At 66.5% G+C, this 16,625-nt stretch carries 19 protein-coding genes; 11 read left to right on the top strand and 8 right to left on the bottom strand.

The window, feature by feature from the left end:
• Positions 1-77 precede the first annotated feature (77 nt).
• From QMG72_RS06640 to QMG72_RS06650, 3 genes are read right to left on the bottom strand one after another with little or no spacing between them, the layout of a single operon-like run.
• Positions 78-773: a potassium channel family protein gene (locus QMG72_RS06640; RefSeq protein ID WP_226773512.1), complete on the bottom strand. Its 696-nt coding sequence runs from the start codon at positions 771-773 to the stop codon at positions 78-80.
• The gene (locus QMG72_RS06645) at positions 766-2,157 is read right to left on the bottom strand and encodes a TrkH family potassium uptake protein (protein WP_283480075.1); all 1,392 of its coding nucleotides are present in this window, start codon (positions 2,155-2,157) and stop codon (positions 766-768) included. Before QMG72_RS06645 ends, QMG72_RS06640 begins: the two co-directional genes overlap by 8 nt.
• A 42-nt stretch (positions 2,158-2,199) precedes the next feature.
• The gene (locus QMG72_RS06650) at positions 2,200-2,994 is read right to left on the bottom strand and encodes an alpha/beta hydrolase (protein ID WP_226773517.1); all 795 of its coding nucleotides are present in this window, start codon (positions 2,992-2,994) and stop codon (positions 2,200-2,202) included.
• A gap of 268 nt (positions 2,995-3,262) precedes the next feature.
• Between QMG72_RS06650 and QMG72_RS06655 the strand changes: the two genes are divergently transcribed.
• Positions 3,263-4,369: a GTP pyrophosphokinase gene (locus tag QMG72_RS06655; RefSeq protein WP_283480076.1), complete on the top strand. Its 1,107-nt coding sequence runs from the start codon at positions 3,263-3,265 to the stop codon at positions 4,367-4,369.
• A 6-nt stretch (positions 4,370-4,375) separates the two neighbouring features.
• Here the strand turns inward: QMG72_RS06655 and QMG72_RS06660 are convergent, their stop codons facing one another.
• Positions 4,376-5,116: a Type 1 glutamine amidotransferase-like domain-containing protein gene (locus QMG72_RS06660; RefSeq protein ID WP_283480077.1), complete on the bottom strand. Its 741-nt coding sequence runs from the start codon at positions 5,114-5,116 to the stop codon at positions 4,376-4,378.
• A 202-nt stretch (positions 5,117-5,318) separates the two neighbouring features.
• Between QMG72_RS06660 and QMG72_RS06665 the strand changes: the two genes are divergently transcribed.
• Positions 5,319-5,612, top strand: coding sequence for a DUF4287 domain-containing protein (locus tag QMG72_RS06665; protein ID WP_226773508.1), 294 nt, complete (start codon positions 5,319-5,321; stop codon positions 5,610-5,612).
• 17 nt (positions 5,613-5,629) lie between these two features.
• Here QMG72_RS06665 and QMG72_RS06670 read toward each other — a convergent pair whose 3' ends face one another.
• Positions 5,630-7,153, bottom strand: a complete 1,524-nt coding sequence (locus tag QMG72_RS06670; RefSeq protein WP_283480078.1) for a SulP family inorganic anion transporter — start codon at positions 7,151-7,153, stop codon at positions 5,630-5,632.
• 174 nt (positions 7,154-7,327) lie between these two features.
• On the opposite strand from QMG72_RS06670, the gene QMG72_RS06675 reads away from it, so the two are divergent.
• Together QMG72_RS06675 and QMG72_RS06680 are read left to right on the top strand one after the other, a co-directional pair.
• The gene (locus QMG72_RS06675) at positions 7,328-7,699 is read left to right on the top strand and encodes a MerR family transcriptional regulator (protein ID WP_226773506.1); all 372 of its coding nucleotides are present in this window, start codon (positions 7,328-7,330) and stop codon (positions 7,697-7,699) included.
• A 102-nt stretch (positions 7,700-7,801) separates the two neighbouring features.
• A complete protein-coding gene (locus QMG72_RS06680) occupies positions 7,802-8,809 on the top strand; it encodes a bile acid:sodium symporter family protein (protein WP_226773505.1) in 1,008 nt (335 codons plus the stop codon).
• A 38-nt stretch (positions 8,810-8,847) separates the two neighbouring features.
• On the opposite strand, the gene QMG72_RS06685 is transcribed toward QMG72_RS06680, so the two are convergent.
• On the bottom strand, positions 8,848-9,378 hold the full coding sequence (locus QMG72_RS06685) for a LacI family DNA-binding transcriptional regulator (RefSeq protein WP_226773504.1): 531 nt from the start codon (positions 9,376-9,378) through the stop codon (positions 8,848-8,850).
• 265 nt (positions 9,379-9,643) lie between these two features.
• Here QMG72_RS06685 and QMG72_RS06690 point away from each other — a divergent pair, with 265 nt between their 5' ends.
• Both QMG72_RS06690 and QMG72_RS06695 read left to right on the top strand, forming a co-directional pair.
• Positions 9,644-10,960: an MFS transporter gene (locus QMG72_RS06690; RefSeq protein WP_283480079.1), complete on the top strand. Its 1,317-nt coding sequence runs from the start codon at positions 9,644-9,646 to the stop codon at positions 10,958-10,960.
• A complete protein-coding gene (locus tag QMG72_RS06695) occupies positions 10,957-11,502 on the top strand; it encodes a hypothetical protein (RefSeq protein ID WP_283480080.1) in 546 nt (181 codons plus the stop codon). The genes QMG72_RS06690 and QMG72_RS06695 overlap by 4 nt, the downstream gene beginning before the upstream one ends.
• 29 nt (positions 11,503-11,531) lie before the next feature.
• Here QMG72_RS06695 and QMG72_RS06700 read toward each other — a convergent pair whose 3' ends face one another.
• Positions 11,532-11,957 carry a DsrE family protein gene (locus tag QMG72_RS06700; RefSeq protein WP_282359468.1) on the bottom strand — a complete coding sequence of 142 codons (426 nt, stop codon included), beginning with the start codon at positions 11,955-11,957 and terminating at the stop codon, positions 11,532-11,534.
• Positions 11,958-12,211: 254 nt separating this feature from the next.
• Between QMG72_RS06700 and QMG72_RS06705 the strand changes: the two genes are divergently transcribed.
• From QMG72_RS06705 to QMG72_RS06715, 3 genes are read left to right on the top strand one after another with little or no spacing between them, the layout of a single operon-like run.
• Entirely contained in the window at positions 12,212-12,967 is a 756-nt protein-coding gene (locus QMG72_RS06705; protein WP_283480081.1) for a DsbA family protein, read from the top strand.
• Position 12,968: 1 nt separating this feature from the next.
• Complete coding sequence (locus QMG72_RS06710) at positions 12,969-13,907, top strand: cytochrome c biogenesis CcdA family protein (RefSeq protein ID WP_283480082.1); 939 nt, start codon at positions 12,969-12,971, stop codon at positions 13,905-13,907.
• On the top strand, positions 13,894-14,403 hold the full coding sequence (locus QMG72_RS06715) for a hypothetical protein (protein WP_282359465.1): 510 nt from the start codon (positions 13,894-13,896) through the stop codon (positions 14,401-14,403). Before QMG72_RS06710 ends, QMG72_RS06715 begins: the two co-directional genes overlap by 14 nt.
• On the opposite strand, the gene QMG72_RS06720 is transcribed toward QMG72_RS06715, so the two are convergent.
• Positions 14,400-15,179: a GntR family transcriptional regulator gene (locus QMG72_RS06720; RefSeq protein ID WP_283480083.1), complete on the bottom strand. Its 780-nt coding sequence runs from the start codon at positions 15,177-15,179 to the stop codon at positions 14,400-14,402. The genes QMG72_RS06715 and QMG72_RS06720 overlap by 4 nt on opposite strands.
• A 145-nt stretch (positions 15,180-15,324) precedes the next feature.
• On the opposite strand from QMG72_RS06720, the gene QMG72_RS06725 reads away from it, so the two are divergent.
• Positions 15,325-15,936 (top strand): hypothetical protein, encoded by a 612-nt coding sequence (locus tag QMG72_RS06725; RefSeq protein ID WP_282359463.1) that lies wholly within the window; start codon positions 15,325-15,327, stop codon positions 15,934-15,936.
• A gap of 107 nt (positions 15,937-16,043) precedes the next feature.
• Positions 16,044-16,604 (top strand): copper resistance CopC family protein, encoded by a 561-nt coding sequence (locus QMG72_RS06730; protein ID WP_283480084.1) that lies wholly within the window; start codon positions 16,044-16,046, stop codon positions 16,602-16,604.
• The last annotated feature ends 21 nt before the right edge of the window (positions 16,605-16,625 follow it).

Here is a 16,625-nt window from a genome sequence, read left to right on the forward strand (position 1 = left end):
GCGGGAGTCCTAAAAGTTGGGTCGACAGAACTATGCCGACCAGACTTCCCGGCGCACCTGTAGTCCAGTCTAGGGGGTCAGGACATCGTGCTGAAGCGTTCGGCCTGGGCTTTGCTGCCCTGGACAATGATCTGGTCGTCGTCGTAGAGCACCGTTTGCGCCGTGGTGTGGCCCCATTTGCCGCCCGGCCGTTTGACCGCCACGATCGTGACTCCGTACTTGTCCCTGAGGCCGAGCACACCCAGCGGCCGGTCTCGGATGCCCGACGGCGGGCTGGTCCGGACCATAACAAAGTCGTCCTCAAATTCGACATAGTCAAGAATCGAGCCGAGGACCAGGTGCGCGACGCGCTTGCCCATGTCATGTTCGGGCCGGATGACGTGTTCGACGCCGAGCTGGCCAAGAATTTCGGCGTGCGGTTCGCTGATGGCCTTGGCCCAGATCTGGGGCCGGCGGAATTTGAGGATCCGGGAAGTTGTCAGGATGCTCGCTTCGATATCCGAGCCGATCCCGACCACCGCCCGGTCGAATTCGTGGACCGAGAGCTGGCGAAGCACCTCTTCCTTGGTGGAGTCCGCCCGGACCACATGGGTCAGGCGGCCGTTGAAGGACTGGACGATTTCTTCGCTGGAGTCGATGCCGAGAACTTCGGTTCCCTGCGCCTCAAGTTCCAGGGCCAGCGAGCCGCCGAAGCGGCCCAGTCCAATAACCACCACCGACGACGCCTTGTCAACGGCTGCAGCGGCATGGGAGGAGAAGATGTTCCTAGCCAATGAGTGGCCTTTCCTTGGGGAATTCGTAGAGCACGGGGCGTTCGCGCAGGGCCAGGGCGGCGCCAAGCGTCACCGGGCCCAGCCTCCCGACGAACATCAGCACGATCAGCACGAGCTGACCCACCGGCGGAATAGCGGCTGTGATGCCGGTGGAGAGCCCTACAGTGGCGAACGCCGAAATGACCTCGAACAGGATCCGTTCCTGCCCGAAGTCGGTGACCAGCATCAGAAACATCGTCGCGCCCGTGACTAGCGCGATTGCCAGCAGCACGACGGTAATGGCTTGGCGGTGTACTGCGCGGGACAGGCGTTTGCCGAAGATGTTTACGGCGGTCCCGCCCTGGAGTTCGGTACTGAGAATAAAGAATAGGACAGCGAACGTGGTGATTTTCAGGCCGCCCGCAGTTCCGGCCGGGCCGCCGCCGATGAACATCAGGATGTCCATGCCCAGCCAGGACACTGGATTCATCTGCCCGATGTCAATGCTGTTGAACCCGGCGGTCCGGGTAATGACGGACTGGAAAAAGCCTGCGAGCACCTTCTCGGCCGGATGCAGCCCGCCCAGCGTTGCCGGGTTGGCCCATTCGACGGCGGTCAGGAACGCGGCGCCGCCGACCAGGAGGATGGCCGAGCCAACGAGAACGAGTTTGGTGTTCATGCTCCAGTGGATCGGCCGCCGGTATTGGCGCCCGAGCTCAAAAAGTACCGGGAAGCCAAGTCCACCAACGATCACTGCGGCAGCGATCGGCAGACAGATCCAGGGATCGCCGACAAACCCCATGAGGTTATCTGAATACAGGGCAAATCCGGCGTTGTTGAAGGAGGAGATGGAGTGGAACACTCCGTGCCAAAGCGCTTCGCCAAGCGGATAGCCGTACCCGGCCATAAAGCGGATCGCCAGCACCAGCGCCAGGACCGCCTCCACCGCCAGGCTGATGGCCAGGACCCCGACGAGTACTTGGCGCACGTCGCCGAAGCCGCTGCTCTTGGTCTCAGCGGCTGCGGAAATCCGGGACCGCAGGCCCAGTCGGCGTGCCGTCAGGACCCCGAGCAGCGTGCCGAAGGACATCACCCCGAAGCCGCCGATCTGGATCAGGACCAGGATGACCGCCTGGCCGAATCCACTCCAGAAAACTGGCGTGTCCACGGTGATCAGGCCGGTGACACAGACGGCGGAGGTCGCGGTGAACAAGGCTTCCAGCACGCTCGCCCCGTCATCGCCTGCCTTAGCCACGGGAAGCAGGAGCAGTCCGGTACCGGCGGCGACGGCCGCGGCAAAGCCGAGCACGATCACCTGGGCCGGGTGGCGGGGCGCGAACGCACGGATGAACTTAGGGAAGCCCCCTGCCAGGGCGCGCAGGACCGCGGGAGCTTCAACGTGCATAGGGCTCACGCTATCACCGGGTGGCGCATGCCACCGAAGGGCTCAGCCCAGCAGCAACTGGACCAGTTCGCGGCACTTCCGGTACGCGCCCGCCTTGGGGTCTATCAGGGCAAAATGATCGCCCGGGACTTTCACCAGCTGAACCGGTGCGGCGGCCGACTTTGCCGCCGCAGCGTACGAGTCGGACTGGCTCACGGGAACGGTGTCGTCGTCCATGCCGTGAACGGCATAGACGGGTACTGTCAGTGGGACCGCGCTGATCGGATCAGCGTATTTATGCCGCTTTGGGTATTTCTCCGAGGAACCACCCAACAGGTTGCTGACGGCGCCGTTACTGAGGTTCAACCGCTCGGCCTCAGCGAGGTTGAGCACACCCGATTGGCTGACGACACCGGTCAGCTGCACCGCCCCGTCGTCGCCCCTGCGCAGCAGTTGGCGGTCCGCGTCCGGGGCCCCAAGCCGGGCGAGGCGGGACCGTCCGGCGGCCCACACCGCGAGATGACCGCCGGCCGAGTGTCCCAGCGCAACGACCTTGCCCAACTCGAGTCGGTGGTCGCCGGCAATGTCGCCGAGCTTGTCGATTCCGGCGAGTACGTCGGAGAAGGTGTGTGGCCAGCCGCCGCCGTTGCCGGCTCGTCGGTATTCCAGGTTCCACGCAGCCATGCCGTGCGCCGCGAGGTCCTTGGCCAGGGGTTCACCGAGTTCCGCGCCGTACTGCGAGCGCCAGTAGCCGCCGTGGATGACCACCACCACACCCTTGGCGGCGGCAGTCTCCGGCAGGAAGAGCTCCCCCCACTGGCTTGGGTCATCGCCGTAGCTGTACCTATGCCGCTTCACACTGTCCTCCTTGGGGCCCGGCGAGCAGTCGGCGAAGACTGCCCCCAAAGTCACCGTCGCTGCGGCCGCGATCAAAGCCCGACGCCGCACATCAGCCATCTGCTGAGCCTACCTTGACCGCCGCGCCCTGACCGCCGCGCGGCACGGCGCAAGGCGACTCCGCGCCGGAGGCAGGGCCGCACTCCCGCCGAGCCGCAGTTTCAGGTCGCGCCGCCGACCCCGGGGGTGTCAGCCCTCCGCCGTCGTACCGCGGCCGTAAGCTGGGACCATGGCGAGCAACTGGGATCGACTGGACCCGAACCTGCGCGAATCCGTGCAGGAAAACGTAGAACTCTACGAGCGGGTGCGACCTGCCCTGAAGCTGGTCACCCGCGAGGTCCTGCTGACACTTCGGGCCATGCTCAAGGGCACCGAGGTGACACCGCTGTTCGTCACCGGCCGGACCAAGACTGTTGAATCCTTCCGGGAGAAGATTTCACGGACCGAGGAACCGCTGGAGCCGGGCGGTCCGCCGGTGCTGAAGTTCCCGGACGCGTTCCGGACCCTGAACGACATGGTGGGCATCCGGGTGATCACCAAGCTGCCCGCGGAAAACGCCGTCGTGGCCAACCTGATCAAGCGCCAGCGTCAGCTCTTTGACTGCCGCGGCGACCGCGAGAAGGACATCGGCTCGATCGAGTCGGGGACGTACGGCTATTCCAGCCGGCACCTGATCCTGCGGACGATCCACAACGAGGCCGTCAAGGAGTATCAGGAAGCCTTTAACCCGGAAGCCCAGCCCAATGGCAGCTACTTCTTCGAATGCCAGATCCGCACCGTGTTCGCGCACGCCTGGAGCGAGATCGAGCACGACATCCGGTTCAAGGCCGAGGATCCGCGCGCGTGGACGCCGCACTTCGACCGCCAGTTCACCGCCACGGCCGCGATGCTGGAAACGGTGGAGGGAGCGTTCGCTGACCTGCACGAACGCTACGAGGAAGTCCGCAGCTACTGGGACATCGACGGCGAAGGAGCCGCCCAGCTCACCCCTAACCGGATCCGCGATGTCTGGCGTACACTGCTGCCGCACGTGGACCGGAAGGTCGACGACGACTGGGGCTGGGCCGCCGAACTGATGGCCGCCCACGGCCTGAACCAGACCATGCAGCTGGCCGGGCTGCTGAGCGCCAACCGGATCACCGAGGTCCGCAGGGCCCTGGACCACCGCTACTCCCCCGGCCCGGACCGTCTCTTGGATGACCTGTTGCTCTGGCAGTACGGCACCAAACATGTCGACCTCACCGCCGAACCGGCCGACGCCGTCCCACACCCGCGGCGGGACAGCCTCCAGCGGCGGCTCAAGCAGATCGAGCGCTATCGGCTGACGCAGGGGTAGGAACTCCTAGAGCTCGGTCGGATCGAGGCGTTCCTCGACTACTTCGGCCGTGGAGCCGCCTGACGCGGCCAGCGTCACGCGGTAGGCAGCCTTGCCTGGTGTTTCCGTCACTGCCTCCACCAGCTGGGTCCCGCGGTAGAGCAGGCCCACACCGTCGTCGGTGCAGTGGGTCTCGCCCAATGTTCCCTCCGCCACCAGACGGTGCACCAGGGGCCGGCGTGCTGCTTCGGAATCATAATGGACCCCGTTGTCGTAAGGGAGGAGGGCCAAGCCGTTACTCACGGCGCGCAGTTCAGGACCAAACGAGTCGGTTGTCCCGCCGCGGAACCAGCAGATCGATCCGGCCGACACGCCCGCCAACACCACTCCGGCCTGCCAGACGCGCCGGAAGATTGCGTCCAGTTCGTGGGCGCGCCAGACGGCCAGGAGGTTAACCACTGAACCGCCGTTCACCCACACAACGTCCTGGCCGAGCAGGTACTCCTCGATGTTGCCGACGTTGGGCATGCTGAACAGGTTCAGGTGCGTGAGCTGGAATCCGGCGACGTTGCCCGCTTCGCTGATCTCGGAGTTGAACCACCGCTGGTCCCCGCTGGCGGTGCCCAGGTGGGCGATCCTGGGTGCCCGCCCGGTGACACCGGACAAATCCACCGCGTAGTGCACGAGTTTGTTGAATTCCAGCCTGGTCCGTGCGCCCGGCTTGTAGCCGCCGGAGGTCGCAAGAATTGTCGGACTTTTGGACGCCATAGCGGGTTGCTCCTTGGACGGGACAATCATTGCAGTTGAGCCTACCGAAGCCGGCGGCACGCACCGGCCGGGTACCGTTCCCTTTCCGGGCAGGGGCAACCGGGCCGGAGCGCGCCCGGTCCGGAATGAAACGCTCTAGCGCGGCGGGCGGGCTGTCCTTAGAGTGACGGAGGAACCCGCAGCCCGATGAAAGGACGCCGACATGTCGTTCCAGGCCTATCTGGACACCATCGAAGACAAAACCGGCCTCACCCCGCGCCGGCTCGTGCAGATCGCCGAGGAAAAAGGATTCGCCGATCCTTCAGTGCAGGCTGGGACCATCCTCGAATGGCTCAAAGCGGACTACGGGCTCGGGCGGGGTCATGGAATGGCCCTGGTCCACGTCATCAAGAGCGGGCCGCGGATCGATGCCCGGCACATCGGGTCCTCCGGCGTGCACCGCGATGAGGCGGACGTGCTCTGGCTGGACGGCAAAGCAACCAAACCAAAGCCCTGACTGCGGAGGGGCCCAGCCTAGTGACCGGCGCCGAGCTTGCCGCCGAGGCGTTCGCGCATGAGGGCGCTGGCGTCGTTGAGGCCGATGATCTTCACGTCCGTACCGTGGTGGTGATACTTCTCGGTGATGGCGTCCAGGGCGGCGATCGTCGAGGCGTCCCAAAGGTGGGAGGCGTGCATGTCGATCAGGACGTGCCCGGGATCCAGGGCGTAGTCGAACTGGGTGTAGAGGTCGTTGGAGGACGCGAAGAACAGTTCGCCGTCCACAACGTATTTGGCGGTTTCGTGGCCGTCGATGTTCACGAGGGACCGTTCAACCGTGACAAAGTGGGCAACCCGGCGGGCGAACATCACCATGGCGACAAGAACGCCGACGCCGACGCCGATCGCCAGATTATGGGTTGCGACGGTGACGATGACGGTAGCGACCATAACTGCGGTTTCGCTCTTGGGCATCATTTTCACGGTCCGGGGCCGAATGCTGTGCCAGTCGAAGGTGGCGACGGAAACGAAGATCATCACCGCGACCAGCGCGGCCATCGGGATGATGGAGACGATGCCGCCCAGGACCACAACAAGGATCAGCAGGAAGACACCGGCGAGGAAGGTCGAGATCCTTGTCCGGGCGCCGGAGGCCTTCACGTTGATCATGGTCTGGCCGATCATTGCGCAGCCGCCCATGCCGCCGAAGAACCCGGTGACGATGTTGGCCACCCCCTGGCCCCAGGCTTCGCGGGTCTTATGGGAGCGGGTGTCTGTGACGTCGTCGACCAGCTTCGCGGTCATCAGGGATTCGAGGAGTCCGACGAAGGCCATGGCGAGGGCGAAGGGGAAGATGACCTGCAGGGTTTCGAGGCTCAACGGCACGTTGGGAATGAACAGTGTCGGCAGCGAGCTGGGCAATTCCCCCTTGTCGCCCACGGTGGGGACCGCGACGGCTGCGAACACGGTGATGAGGGTTAGAACTACGATGGCGACCAGTGGTGCCGGAACGGCTTTGGTCAGCTTCGGCAGGCCGAAGACAACGACCAGGCCCAAAGCAACGAGCGGGTAAACGAGCCACGGGACATCGAGGAGTTCGGGAACCTGGGACATAAAGATCAAGATGGCCAAGGCGTTGACGAACCCGACCATAACCGAGCGGGGGATGAACCGCATGAGCTTCGCCACCCCGGAGAGCCCGAGAATGACCTGGAAGATGCCGGCGAGGATCACGGCGGCGACGAAGTAGTCCACTCCGTGGGATTTCACCAGCGGGGCGATGACCAGGGCGATCGCACCGGTGGCCGCGGAGATCATCGCGGGGCGGCCGCCGACGAAAGCGATGGTCACGGCCATGGTGAAGGAGGCGAACAAGCCGATCCGCGGATCAACGCCGGCGATGATCGAGAAGGCGATGGCTTCCGGGATCAGGGCCAGCGCGACAACGAGTCCGGCCAGCACCTCGGTCTTGAGCCGGCGGGGGGACATTAGGGTCCCCCGGACGGATTGCAACTGCTCGGGCGTGAATGCCGGGGCATTCATGGCTGGTTTGACGGCCATTTCTGGCTCCGTTCATGGTCAAGAAGACGCGCGAATGCGGCTTCGCTTTGCTAATGTCTGGGGCGCACTGCCGCGCGGGGAGGGGGGATTTCGCAAGGAACGTCTCAACCCCACTACCCAAACTCTACCCTAACGTGATGGTAGGGTTTAAATTTGAACAGGATGGAGCCCCTCATGAGCGCTAAGACCAGCACCATGCACATCGGTGAACTGGCCGAACGCACCGGGCTGTCCCTGCGGACGATCCGCCATTATGACGAGGTTGGACTCCTGCCCGCCAGCGCGCGCACCGACGGCGGCTTCCGGGTGTACTCGGAGGATGATTTCGAACGGCTTGCTGTTATCAAGCAGATGAAGCCGCTGGGGTTCTCGCTGGAGGAAATGTCCGAGATCCTGGGCCTGCTCGCGGGTGGACCGGACGCGCCGGGGTCCACTGACCGGCTCGTGGAAATCCTGGGGCGGGCGACGCATCAGCGCGCCAAGATGGCCCGCAGCCTCGCACAAGCGGATGACTTCATCGCCATGCTTGGCAGCCGCACCGCCTAACCATCCAGGGTCCGCGCCTGCGGCTCAGCTAGAATCCGACATATTCTCCCGCGCAGCGTTCACGAACTGGCTCCGGAGCGGCCCCAGTGGCACCATGTTTGGATGCTTGAGGCAACGAAAAACCCGCAGTCCGCCCAGGAGCCCAGCGCTGACGCGGTCCCGATCAACCCCGCCCTCGCCGTTGAGGCCAGGATTGCTCGCATCGCGGTGACCGTATTCCCGCTGCTGGTCCTCATCGCCGGAGTCGCCGGCTACCTGTTCCCGGGCGCCCTCAAACCCCTGAGCCCCAGCGTCCCGTACCTGCTGGGAATCATCATGTTCTGCATGGGCCTGACCCTGACCCCGCCCGACTTCGCGTCGGTCGCCAAACGCCCCTGGGCCGTGGTCCTCGGGATCGTGGCGCACTACCTCATCATGCCCGGCGCGGGCTGGCTGATCGCCGTCGCCCTGAATCTGTCGCCGGAACTGGCTGTGGGTCTGATCCTCGTCGGCTGCGCACCCTCGGGCACGGCGTCCAACGTCATGGCATTCCTGGCCAAGGGCGACGTAGCCCTCTCGGTCGCCGTCGCCTCCGTGTCCACCCTGATCGCCCCGATCGTGACGCCGCTGCTGGTGCTGTTCCTGGCCGGTTCCTACCTGCAGATCGACGCCGGCGGCATGGTTCTGGACATCGTCAAGACCGTCCTCCTGCCGGTGATCGCCGGCCTGCTGGCCCGCTTTTTCCTCAAGAAGCTCGTGGCCCGGGTGCTCCCGGCCCTTCCCTGGGCCTCCGCCGTCGTGATTTCACTGATCGTGGCGATTGTGGTCGCCGGCAGCGCCGGCAAGATCGTCGCCGCCGGCGGAATTGTGTTCCTGGCCGTGGTGCTGCACAACGGCTTCGGCCTGGGCCTGGGGTACCTGGCCGGCAAGCTGGGGCGTCTGGATGACAAGGCCCGCCGTGCGCTGGCCTTCGAAGTCGGTATGCAGAACTCCGGCCTGGCCGCCACCCTGGCCACGGCGCACTTCAGCCCGCTGACCGCCCTGCCGTCAGCCGTCTTCTCGGTCTGGCACAACGTCTCCGGCGCCATCGTCGCGGCCTGGCTGGCACGCCGACCGCTGCGGGACGCCTAACGCCGCCGCTCCCCGTCCGGCGCGGCCCGTGCGGGAAACTATTCCGGCAGCCGCGCAAGCAGGGTCGTGACAGCGCGCTCGGCGGGGCCACCCGCCGCCGGTGCCCCCGGCGCCAGAGCGTCGACACCATCCGCCTGCGCCGAGTCGGAGAAGACCAGTTGGGCGACACCGCGGGCAGTGAGCTCCTTCATCGTCGCAACGTCGCCGATGCTGCGGTTCGCCGGCTTGGAGCCGAGGATAACGCCGTCGGCGCCACCGGAGAGCATAAACTGCCGCCAGCTCTCGCCCACGAGGATCACCGGCTGGTAGCCGTGCCCGGGCAGGAGCCGAACGGCCGCCGCGGCGAGCCCACGGTCCCAGGAATCCTCGAGGTCGGTGATGGCGACGGCCACCACGTCGGTGCGTCCGCGCCGCATCCCTCGGGCTGCCCGGTTGGGCACGTAGCCCAGGTCTCGGACTGCGGCACGGACGCGGTCCCGGGTGGGCTGGCTGATCCGGGTGCTGCTGCCGGTGCGGCCGGTCAGCACGTAGGAGACGGTGGTAGGGGAAACTCCTGCGGCCGCCGCCACGTCTCGGATGGTGGGCGTGGATCCTTGCCGCAAAGATGACTCCCGGTAGTTCTCCGTCACGGAAAGGTGGCGGTGTGGCTGGTTCTCGTTGAACTCTAGCGGGAAGCCGAGGCAGATCCTTGGTGACCGCCGGTGGGCCGTCGGTTTCCGGGTCTACGGCCGGGCCAAAAGGTCTTCGTAGCGGGCGTGGCACAAAATACCCCATAGGGTATATTGAAGAAGTCCCCGGCTGCAGGGGCCACGTCCGGGAGCCTGAAGGATCGCCATGAACACGAAGGAACTGCCGGAAGGCTTGAAGCCAGTCCAGGCCAATCGCCCGGCGCGAAGCGCCCCCACGACCCAGCCCGGCCTGGATAATAAGCGCCTCCAGCGCCGCGTGGTCTTCATCCTCGTCGGCGGCCAGATCCTCGGCGGCATCGGCATGGGAGCAACACTGTCCCTCGGTTCCCTGCTGGCAGCGCAGCTCTCCGGGTCCAACGCGTGGTCCGGCATGGCCGCCACAATGAGTACCCTCGGCGCCGCCTTCGCCGCCGTCCCCCTCGCCCGGCTGGCCCAGGCCCGCGGCCGGCGGATCTCGCTGTCCACCGGCGCCCTGGTTGCCGGCGCCGGCGCCGTCACGGCAATCACCTCCGCCGCGCTGGGCGTCTTCGCGTTGCTGCTGCTGGGCCTCATGCTCCTCGGCTCGGGCTCCGCAGTGAATCTGCAGGCTCGTTTCGCCGCGACCGACCTGTCCCGCCCCGGCTCCCGGGGCCGGGACCTCTCGATTGTGGTGTGGTCCACCACGATCGGCGCCGTCCTGGGCCCGAATCTGTTCGGCCCCGGTGAGACCGTCGGAGGAGCCCTTGGCCTGCCCCCGTTGACGGGCGCTTTCGCCTTCTCCGTGGCCGCGCAACTGTTGGCCGCCGGCGTCTATGCGACAGGCCTGCGGCCGGACCCGCTCCTCACCGCGATGGCCGCCCGAGTGCCCGATCTCGAGGCACCCCAGCCCAAAAGCGGTCTGCGGATTCTGCGCAGCAGCCCCCGGGCTCGCTACGCAGTGGCCGCCGTCGCCCTCAGCCACGCCACTATGGTGGCGCTTATGTCAATGACGCCCGTGCACCTGCGCGACCACGGGGCAAGCCTGACGGTGGTCGGCCTGACGATCAGCCTGCACATCGCCGGCATGTACGCCCTGTCACCTGTTTTCGGCTGGCTGTCGGACAAAGTCGGGCGACTGCCGACCATCCTGCTGGGCCAGGGCATGCTGCTGGTGTCGCTGGTGCTGGCCGGAGTTGCGCCGGATTCCAGCGCTGCCGTGACAGCGAGCTTAATCCTGCTGGGGCTGGGTTGGTCTGCCTCCGTGGTTGCCGGGTCTGCTTTGGTGGCCGAGTCAGCCCATGTGCAGGACCGGCCCGCGATCCAGGGCGTTTCCGACTTGAGCATGAACGCAGCCGGAGCGACCGGCGGCGCGCTGGCCGGTCCGGTACTTGCCGCAGTCGGGTATTCCGGGCTCGGGTTCCTCTCCATCACCATGGTGGCCACCGTGATCATCTGGACCGCCCGGCAGCCACGACGTCCCGGCAAAATCCAGGAGCAGCCATGACAAGCGACAGCGGCCCCACAGGGAACGTCGGCACGGGCACCCCTGACATACCCGAAAGCCGCGGCCGTGCGCGGCAACTCGCGCAGGTGCTCGGCAACTGGTCCCGGGCACGCGTGGTCTCAACCATCGTCGCCGCCGGCATCGCCGCGCTCTTCCTGCTAGGCGCCAACGGCATGATTGCCGGCGCCGGCACCGGCTGGACGGGCTACGCCCTGGTGGGCGCGGCGTCGATCCTGGCCGGCTTCCTGGCAGGCAGCTATGTCAACACCCCGATCGGCGCGGCGGCCACCCTGTGCGATCTACGCTGGCCCGTCCTGGGCCTCTTCGGCGCGGTGTGGGCGAGCTCGGCTAGGGAGGCAGTGCCGCCGGTCCAGGTCGCCGCGGGCCTACTGTCCCTGGCTGTGATGGCATGGGCCCTGCACGGCCGACTGGAGCTGGAGCGCAAAGTCACGCTGGGCCGCAGCGGATCGCCGGAATCCGGCGTCGACGTCTGCACCGACTGCCGCCCGCTGTTCCCCACCAAGCCGCGACCGCAGGACTGAGCCTGCAGGCCTCGGCGGCGGAGCGCAGGTTAGAGACGGATGTACGCCCAGCCGTCCCATTGGCGTTCGGCAAGGTGGGCGATGGCCGCCGGAACGATATCGACGCCCGGCAGCAGTCGCTCCGCCGGCACCCCCGCCGAACGCAGACTGTTCCCGCAGGCCAGCACCCGGACACCGCCGGCGACGGCGGTGGAGATGGCTTCGCCGAACGCTGAGCCCTCCGCCAATTGGGCCACGCCGGGCCCCTGGATGACAGCCTCGACGGGAACCTCTGGTCCGAGCGCCGCAACAGCGTTCTGGCTGCTCCGCAGCACCCCGGCAAGTGCACCGTCCGGCAAAGGACCGGCCGCATGGGCCACGAGACCGCGCCGACCGCCGCCAGCGCGTTCCTCCGGAGGGCCCCCTCCGTTGTCTACGGCGTGTCCGGCATCATGATCTGCTGCGAATTCAGACATACAATCTCCTTCGGCTTGGTTGGGCCCGCCCGTTTCAGAGCCAGGCCGGGCCGCTTCCTGCATGCTAGCGGCCGCCCTGCGGCAATGTACAAACATTCCTTCGAAATCGGGCAGGCGTCAAAGCGGCCACGCCTCTGACCGGGTTCCGCATTGGGATTCCGGGTGTTTTACAACAGCACTGATGTCGCGTAGCGTCGAACACTACTAAATGTCTAAACATTTCATTCCTGCGATGAAATGCTTGAGGAGCCCAGATGCCCACGTTGACCAAACCGGAGCCCGCAGCCGCCAAGCGCAGCCGACGCACTGCATCGATCGTGCTGCCGGCACTAGGCATCGCCGTGCTGTTGCTGTTCGTGGGACTGCTCTCCTACCAAAGTGCAGCGACCCAAAAAGATGACACCGAACAAGGGAAGCAGTCCCGGGACCCCAAGCGACCCGCCGGCGAAAAACTGGACATGTCCCGCAGGAAAGCAAGCGATCCGACGGCGATCGGAAGCCCGGATGCTCCGGTCGTCCTGGTGGAGTACGCCGACTACCGCTGCCCTTTCTGCGGGCTGTTTTCCCGGGACACCCTTCCCCCGCTGGTGGCGAAATACGTCGACCGCGGCGACTTGAGAGTGGAGTGGCGAGACCTGCCGGTCTTTGGGGCGCAGTCATCCGCCGCCGCCGTCGCCGGTCGCGCGGCGGGCGAGCAGGGCCGGTTCTGGGAATACAACAAGGCCCTCTACGCCATCGCGCCGGAGCGCGGCCACGCCGAGCTGCCCCGGGAGCGGCTGATCCAGCTTACCGGCGATGCAGGAATCCCCGACTTGAAAAAATTCGAAGTGGATCTCGACTCCGCGGCACTCAAGGAGGCGGTGTCGAAAGATGCCCAGGAGGCCGCGTCCCTGGGCGCAACCGGCACTCCCACGTTCCTGGTGAACGACACCCCCCTCGTTGGTGCACAGCCGCTGGCCTCCTTTGAGAAGGCGATCGATGCTGCCCTGAAGTCCGCCAAGGGCAAGTGAAATGGACATCGGCTACGCGGGCGCATTCCTTGGCGGCGTTCTTACCCTGCTGAGTCCTTGCTCAGCGCTCTTGTTGCCGGCATTCTTTGCCTACGCGTTCTCCACCAAAACCCGGCTGGTGGCACGGACAGGACTGTTCTACCTTGGTCTGCTGAGCACCCTGGTGCCGCTGGGCATATTCGCCGGGGCACTCGGCTCCCTTGTCACGCTGCACCGGCCAGCCCTGATCGGCGTTTCGGCGGCCCTGGTGATCCTCCTGGGCTCCGCCCAGATCGCCGCAATCAGGCTTCCCTCCGGGCTCACGCCCACGGCCGGCGCCGGGTCTTCCCGGCTGTCCGTTTTCGCCCTGGGAACCGTCTATGGTGTCGCCGGGGTCTGCACCGGCCCTATCTTGGGCTCCATCCTGACCGTGGCCGCAGTGGGCAGCAACGCCGTCTATGGCGGCGTGCTCCTGGCGGTCTTCGCGCTCGGGATGGCTTTGCCGCTCTTTGTCCTGGCCCTCCTGTGGGACCGGCTCGGCATCTCCGGCCGCCGCTGGTTGCGGCCGCGGCCGCTCACCATCGGGAAGTGGTCGAATTCCTGGCTGATGATCATTTCCGGCGTCATTTCCGTCGGCGTCGGCGTGCTCCTGCTGGTCAGCGACGGGACGGCGGGGCTGGGCGGTGCGCTGACTGTTCAGGACCAGTTCCGCGCAGAATCGGCTGCCACGGAGGCTGCCGCGGGCATCTCCGACCTCGTTGTCGCCGGGGTCGCGGCCCTCGTTCTCGCGATCGGCATGGCACTGTATTTCAAGAGCAGGCGAAGCGAGCCAACCACGCCCCCCGAAAAGGCCCCCGGAGCCGTCAAACCACAGAGTGTGCCGGAGACCGTGACCAACCAGGCCGGCGGTGTCCCCGGCCCGGGCCGGACAAAGACAGGGATGCCCGATGATCCGCAGTAAATACGAAGCCCTGATATCGGCCTTGGCGCAGTGGCCGGGGCGGCGCTGGCTGGCAGTGGCCGCCGCCGCCACCGCCACCTACCTCGTCGTGGCCGTGCCCACGGACCTGATCGACACGCCACTTTTCAGCCGTGAGGTCCCGCCGACCTGGTGGTCGTTCCCGGTCCTCGGCGTTACAGCCCTCCTCACCGGATTGCTGCTGGCCACCTATGTTTCCCGCGAACCTGCGGCCGACGGCGAGTCCAGCGACGGAGAACCCGACAGCAAAGGCCGGTTCGGGGCTGCCGGCACCATCGTTTCCTTTTTTGCCGTGGGCTGCCCGGTCTGCAACAAGCTCGTCCTGCTGGCCCTTGGCACTTCCGGCGCCATGCAGTACTTCGAACCGATCCAGCCCGTGCTGGCGGGCCTCTCCATCGCCCTGCTGCTGTGGGCATTCGTGAAGAGGGCAACCTCTGAGGATCGCTGCCCGGTGCCTCGCGTTCAGTGGACCGCTTAGCCCCGAGGGGGCGGAGTGGCCTTGCAACCGAAGGCGGTGGAAATCGCCACCCGGTCGCCCAGGACATAGCTGCGCCGGAATTCGAGGTCGCGCGCCCGATGGCAGCCGGTCCGCTCGATCAACAACAACGGGGAGCTGTCCGGGCACCCAAGGAGGGCTGCCTGTGCGGGGGTGGCGGGCACGGCAGTGAGCTGCTCCGTACCGCCGTCCAGTACGACGCCGCAGCGCCGGTCCAGCTCCCCGTAGAGGGACGCGTCGCGGAAGTCCGCCTCGAGCAGCTTCTCGGCGGTCACTGCAGGGAGCCAGGCCTGGTCCAGGCCGATCGGCTCACCGTCGGCGAGGCGGATCCTCGAGAGGTGGAAGAGCTCGGCGTCCGGATCAAGGGAAAGCTTTGCCGCCACCTCCGGGTTGACCACCAGGTGCTGTTCCAGGACCACACTCCGGTGTTTCATCCCCGACTCCCGGATCGACGCCAGGACGCTATAGATCGGTCCGTACACCGTACTTCTTCCGGCGACCACCGTAGGTTTCTTCCCGGGGTGCGCGGTGATGTGTCCGGCATCGCGCAGGGGTGCCAGGGCGGCCCGGATCGTGCCGCGGCTTACTCCGAAGCGTTGGGCCAGTTCCAGCTCACCGGGGAAACCTGCCTCAAACGCCCCGGCGAGGACCTCTTGCAGCAGCTCAGCGCTGACGGTTTTCCAGAGAGGGCTTCCCTTGGTCCGTTCAACAGCACGTCCCGCGCGGGAAGCGGACGCTGGCCCCTGTTGATCCTTCACGTCTCTCCCGACCGATTTACTCCACAAAGCTGCTGGCATTATGACGTTACTGCATCACACACGCCTGGTATCCGAGCCGGAACCCCAGGAGGCACCAATGAAGTCTTCGACAGCCGGTAGAATTACCCGTGAGCAAGGAGGAAGAATGACGGCACGCGGTCTGCGCCTTGTACGCGGCTGGATTGGCGCCGCCGTCGCGACTTCCATCGCCGCCGGTTCGCACTTCCTGGCCGGCGGGAACGCTCCCGAACTTCCCCTGCTCCTCCTGACGCTGGCCCTGTCCGGGCTGGCCTGCACCGCACTCACGGGCCGCGGACTGTCCCTGTGGCGGCTCTCCGCCGGCGTGGCTTTGAGCCAGGGACTCTTCCACTGGGTCTTCAGCTGGGCAGCGGCTCCGCATGTTTCCGGCGCTCCGGCCGGCGGCCACCTGACCCACTCGTCCCTGCTGGAACCTGCCGCCGGAACGGTCTTTTCCCCCAGGGCGGACCACGCCTCGCCGCTGATGTGGCTGGGACACGCCGTTGCCGCCGTCCTGACCGTGGCCATCCTGCGCCACGGCGAGGTCGCCGCCGTCCGGCTGGCGCAGGCGATGCGGCTGCACGTGACGGCTTTCCTCCCGCTTTTCCAGCCCCTGCCGGCGTGTCCGGCCGCAGCCGCACTGCCCGCCAGCCAGCCCGTCAGGCCGCTGCGGAACCTCGGCGCGCCCCTGCTGGTGATGCGCCACCGCGGACCTCCCCTGCTTCCGCTCGTGTCCTAGGCGCCCTGCGCCTTCACCCGATGCGCCCATGCAACGCTGCCAAGACGGCGCCAGGGCGGGAAGCAGCCATGACAAGAAATAGCTTAAAAACATGGCGGAATCCTGGCTTGGGAGCAACACTGCTCGCCGCCCTCCTGCTCTGCGTAGGCGCCAGCCTCCCAGCAGCACCGGCGGCCTTCGCCCACGACCAGCTGATTTCGTCCAGTCCAGCGCCCGATAAGCGCCTGAACAAGAGTCCCGCCAGCATCATCCTGTCCTTCAGTTCGCCCCTGCTGGTGCTCGGCCATGAGGTTCGGGTCGTCGATGACAACGACAAGAACTGGGTAGCCGGCGCACCGGTCCTCACCCGGGAAACACTGACCCAGGCGCTCCCGGAACTCCCCGACGGCGGCTATCAGGTCAGCTGGCGGGTGGTCTCTGCAGACGGTCACCCGATCAGTGGCGGCTACCGGATTCATGTCGGAAATCCTGCCGCCGCGCCGCCGGCGGCCTCCGCCAGCGCTGGTGCCAGCAGTGAACCCAGCGGGGCCGCCGCAAACGGCACGGGTGACGGCGTACCGGGTTGGATGCCTGCCGCCGGAACCGCTGCGGCCGCCGGTCTCGGCATCTATCTGGCATTTATCGGCCTTCGGCGCATCAAGCGCAACACGCAATCCCCCAGCGAATAACACTTACCGGGCCGGCCCGCT

It is taken from the genome of Pseudarthrobacter sp. PH31-O2, assembly GCF_030063265.1.
GTDB lineage: Bacteria > Actinomycetota > Actinomycetes > Actinomycetales > Micrococcaceae > Arthrobacter.

Coding starts and splice junctions, on each gene's coding strand:
- QMG72_RS06675 (WP_226773506.1), top strand. CDS start 7,328: ATGAGCGCTAAGACCAGCACCATGCACATCGGTGAACTGGCCGAACGC.
- QMG72_RS06705 (WP_283480081.1), top strand. CDS start 12,212: ATGCCCACGTTGACCAAACCGGAGCCCGCAGCCGCCAAGCGCAGCCGA.
- QMG72_RS06665 (WP_226773508.1), top strand. CDS start 5,319: ATGTCGTTCCAGGCCTATCTGGACACCATCGAAGACAAAACCGGCCTC.
- QMG72_RS06725 (WP_282359463.1), top strand. CDS start 15,325: ATGACGGCACGCGGTCTGCGCCTTGTACGCGGCTGGATTGGCGCCGCC.
- QMG72_RS06710 (WP_283480082.1), top strand. CDS start 12,969: ATGGACATCGGCTACGCGGGCGCATTCCTTGGCGGCGTTCTTACCCTG.
- QMG72_RS06645 (WP_283480075.1), bottom strand. CDS start 2,157: ATGCACGTTGAAGCTCCCGCGGTCCTGCGCGCCCTGGCAGGGGGCTTC.
- QMG72_RS06695 (WP_283480080.1), top strand. CDS start 10,957: ATGACAAGCGACAGCGGCCCCACAGGGAACGTCGGCACGGGCACCCCT.
- QMG72_RS06715 (WP_282359465.1), top strand. CDS start 13,894: ATGATCCGCAGTAAATACGAAGCCCTGATATCGGCCTTGGCGCAGTGG.
- QMG72_RS06670 (WP_283480078.1), bottom strand. CDS start 7,153: ATGGCCGTCAAACCAGCCATGAATGCCCCGGCATTCACGCCCGAGCAG.
- QMG72_RS06660 (WP_283480077.1), bottom strand. CDS start 5,116: ATGGCGTCCAAAAGTCCGACAATTCTTGCGACCTCCGGCGGCTACAAG.
- QMG72_RS06655 (WP_283480076.1), top strand. CDS start 3,263: ATGGCGAGCAACTGGGATCGACTGGACCCGAACCTGCGCGAATCCGTG.
- QMG72_RS06700 (WP_282359468.1), bottom strand. CDS start 11,957: ATGTCTGAATTCGCAGCAGATCATGATGCCGGACACGCCGTAGACAAC.
- QMG72_RS06690 (WP_283480079.1), top strand. CDS start 9,644: ATGAACACGAAGGAACTGCCGGAAGGCTTGAAGCCAGTCCAGGCCAAT.
- QMG72_RS06680 (WP_226773505.1), top strand. CDS start 7,802: ATGCTTGAGGCAACGAAAAACCCGCAGTCCGCCCAGGAGCCCAGCGCT.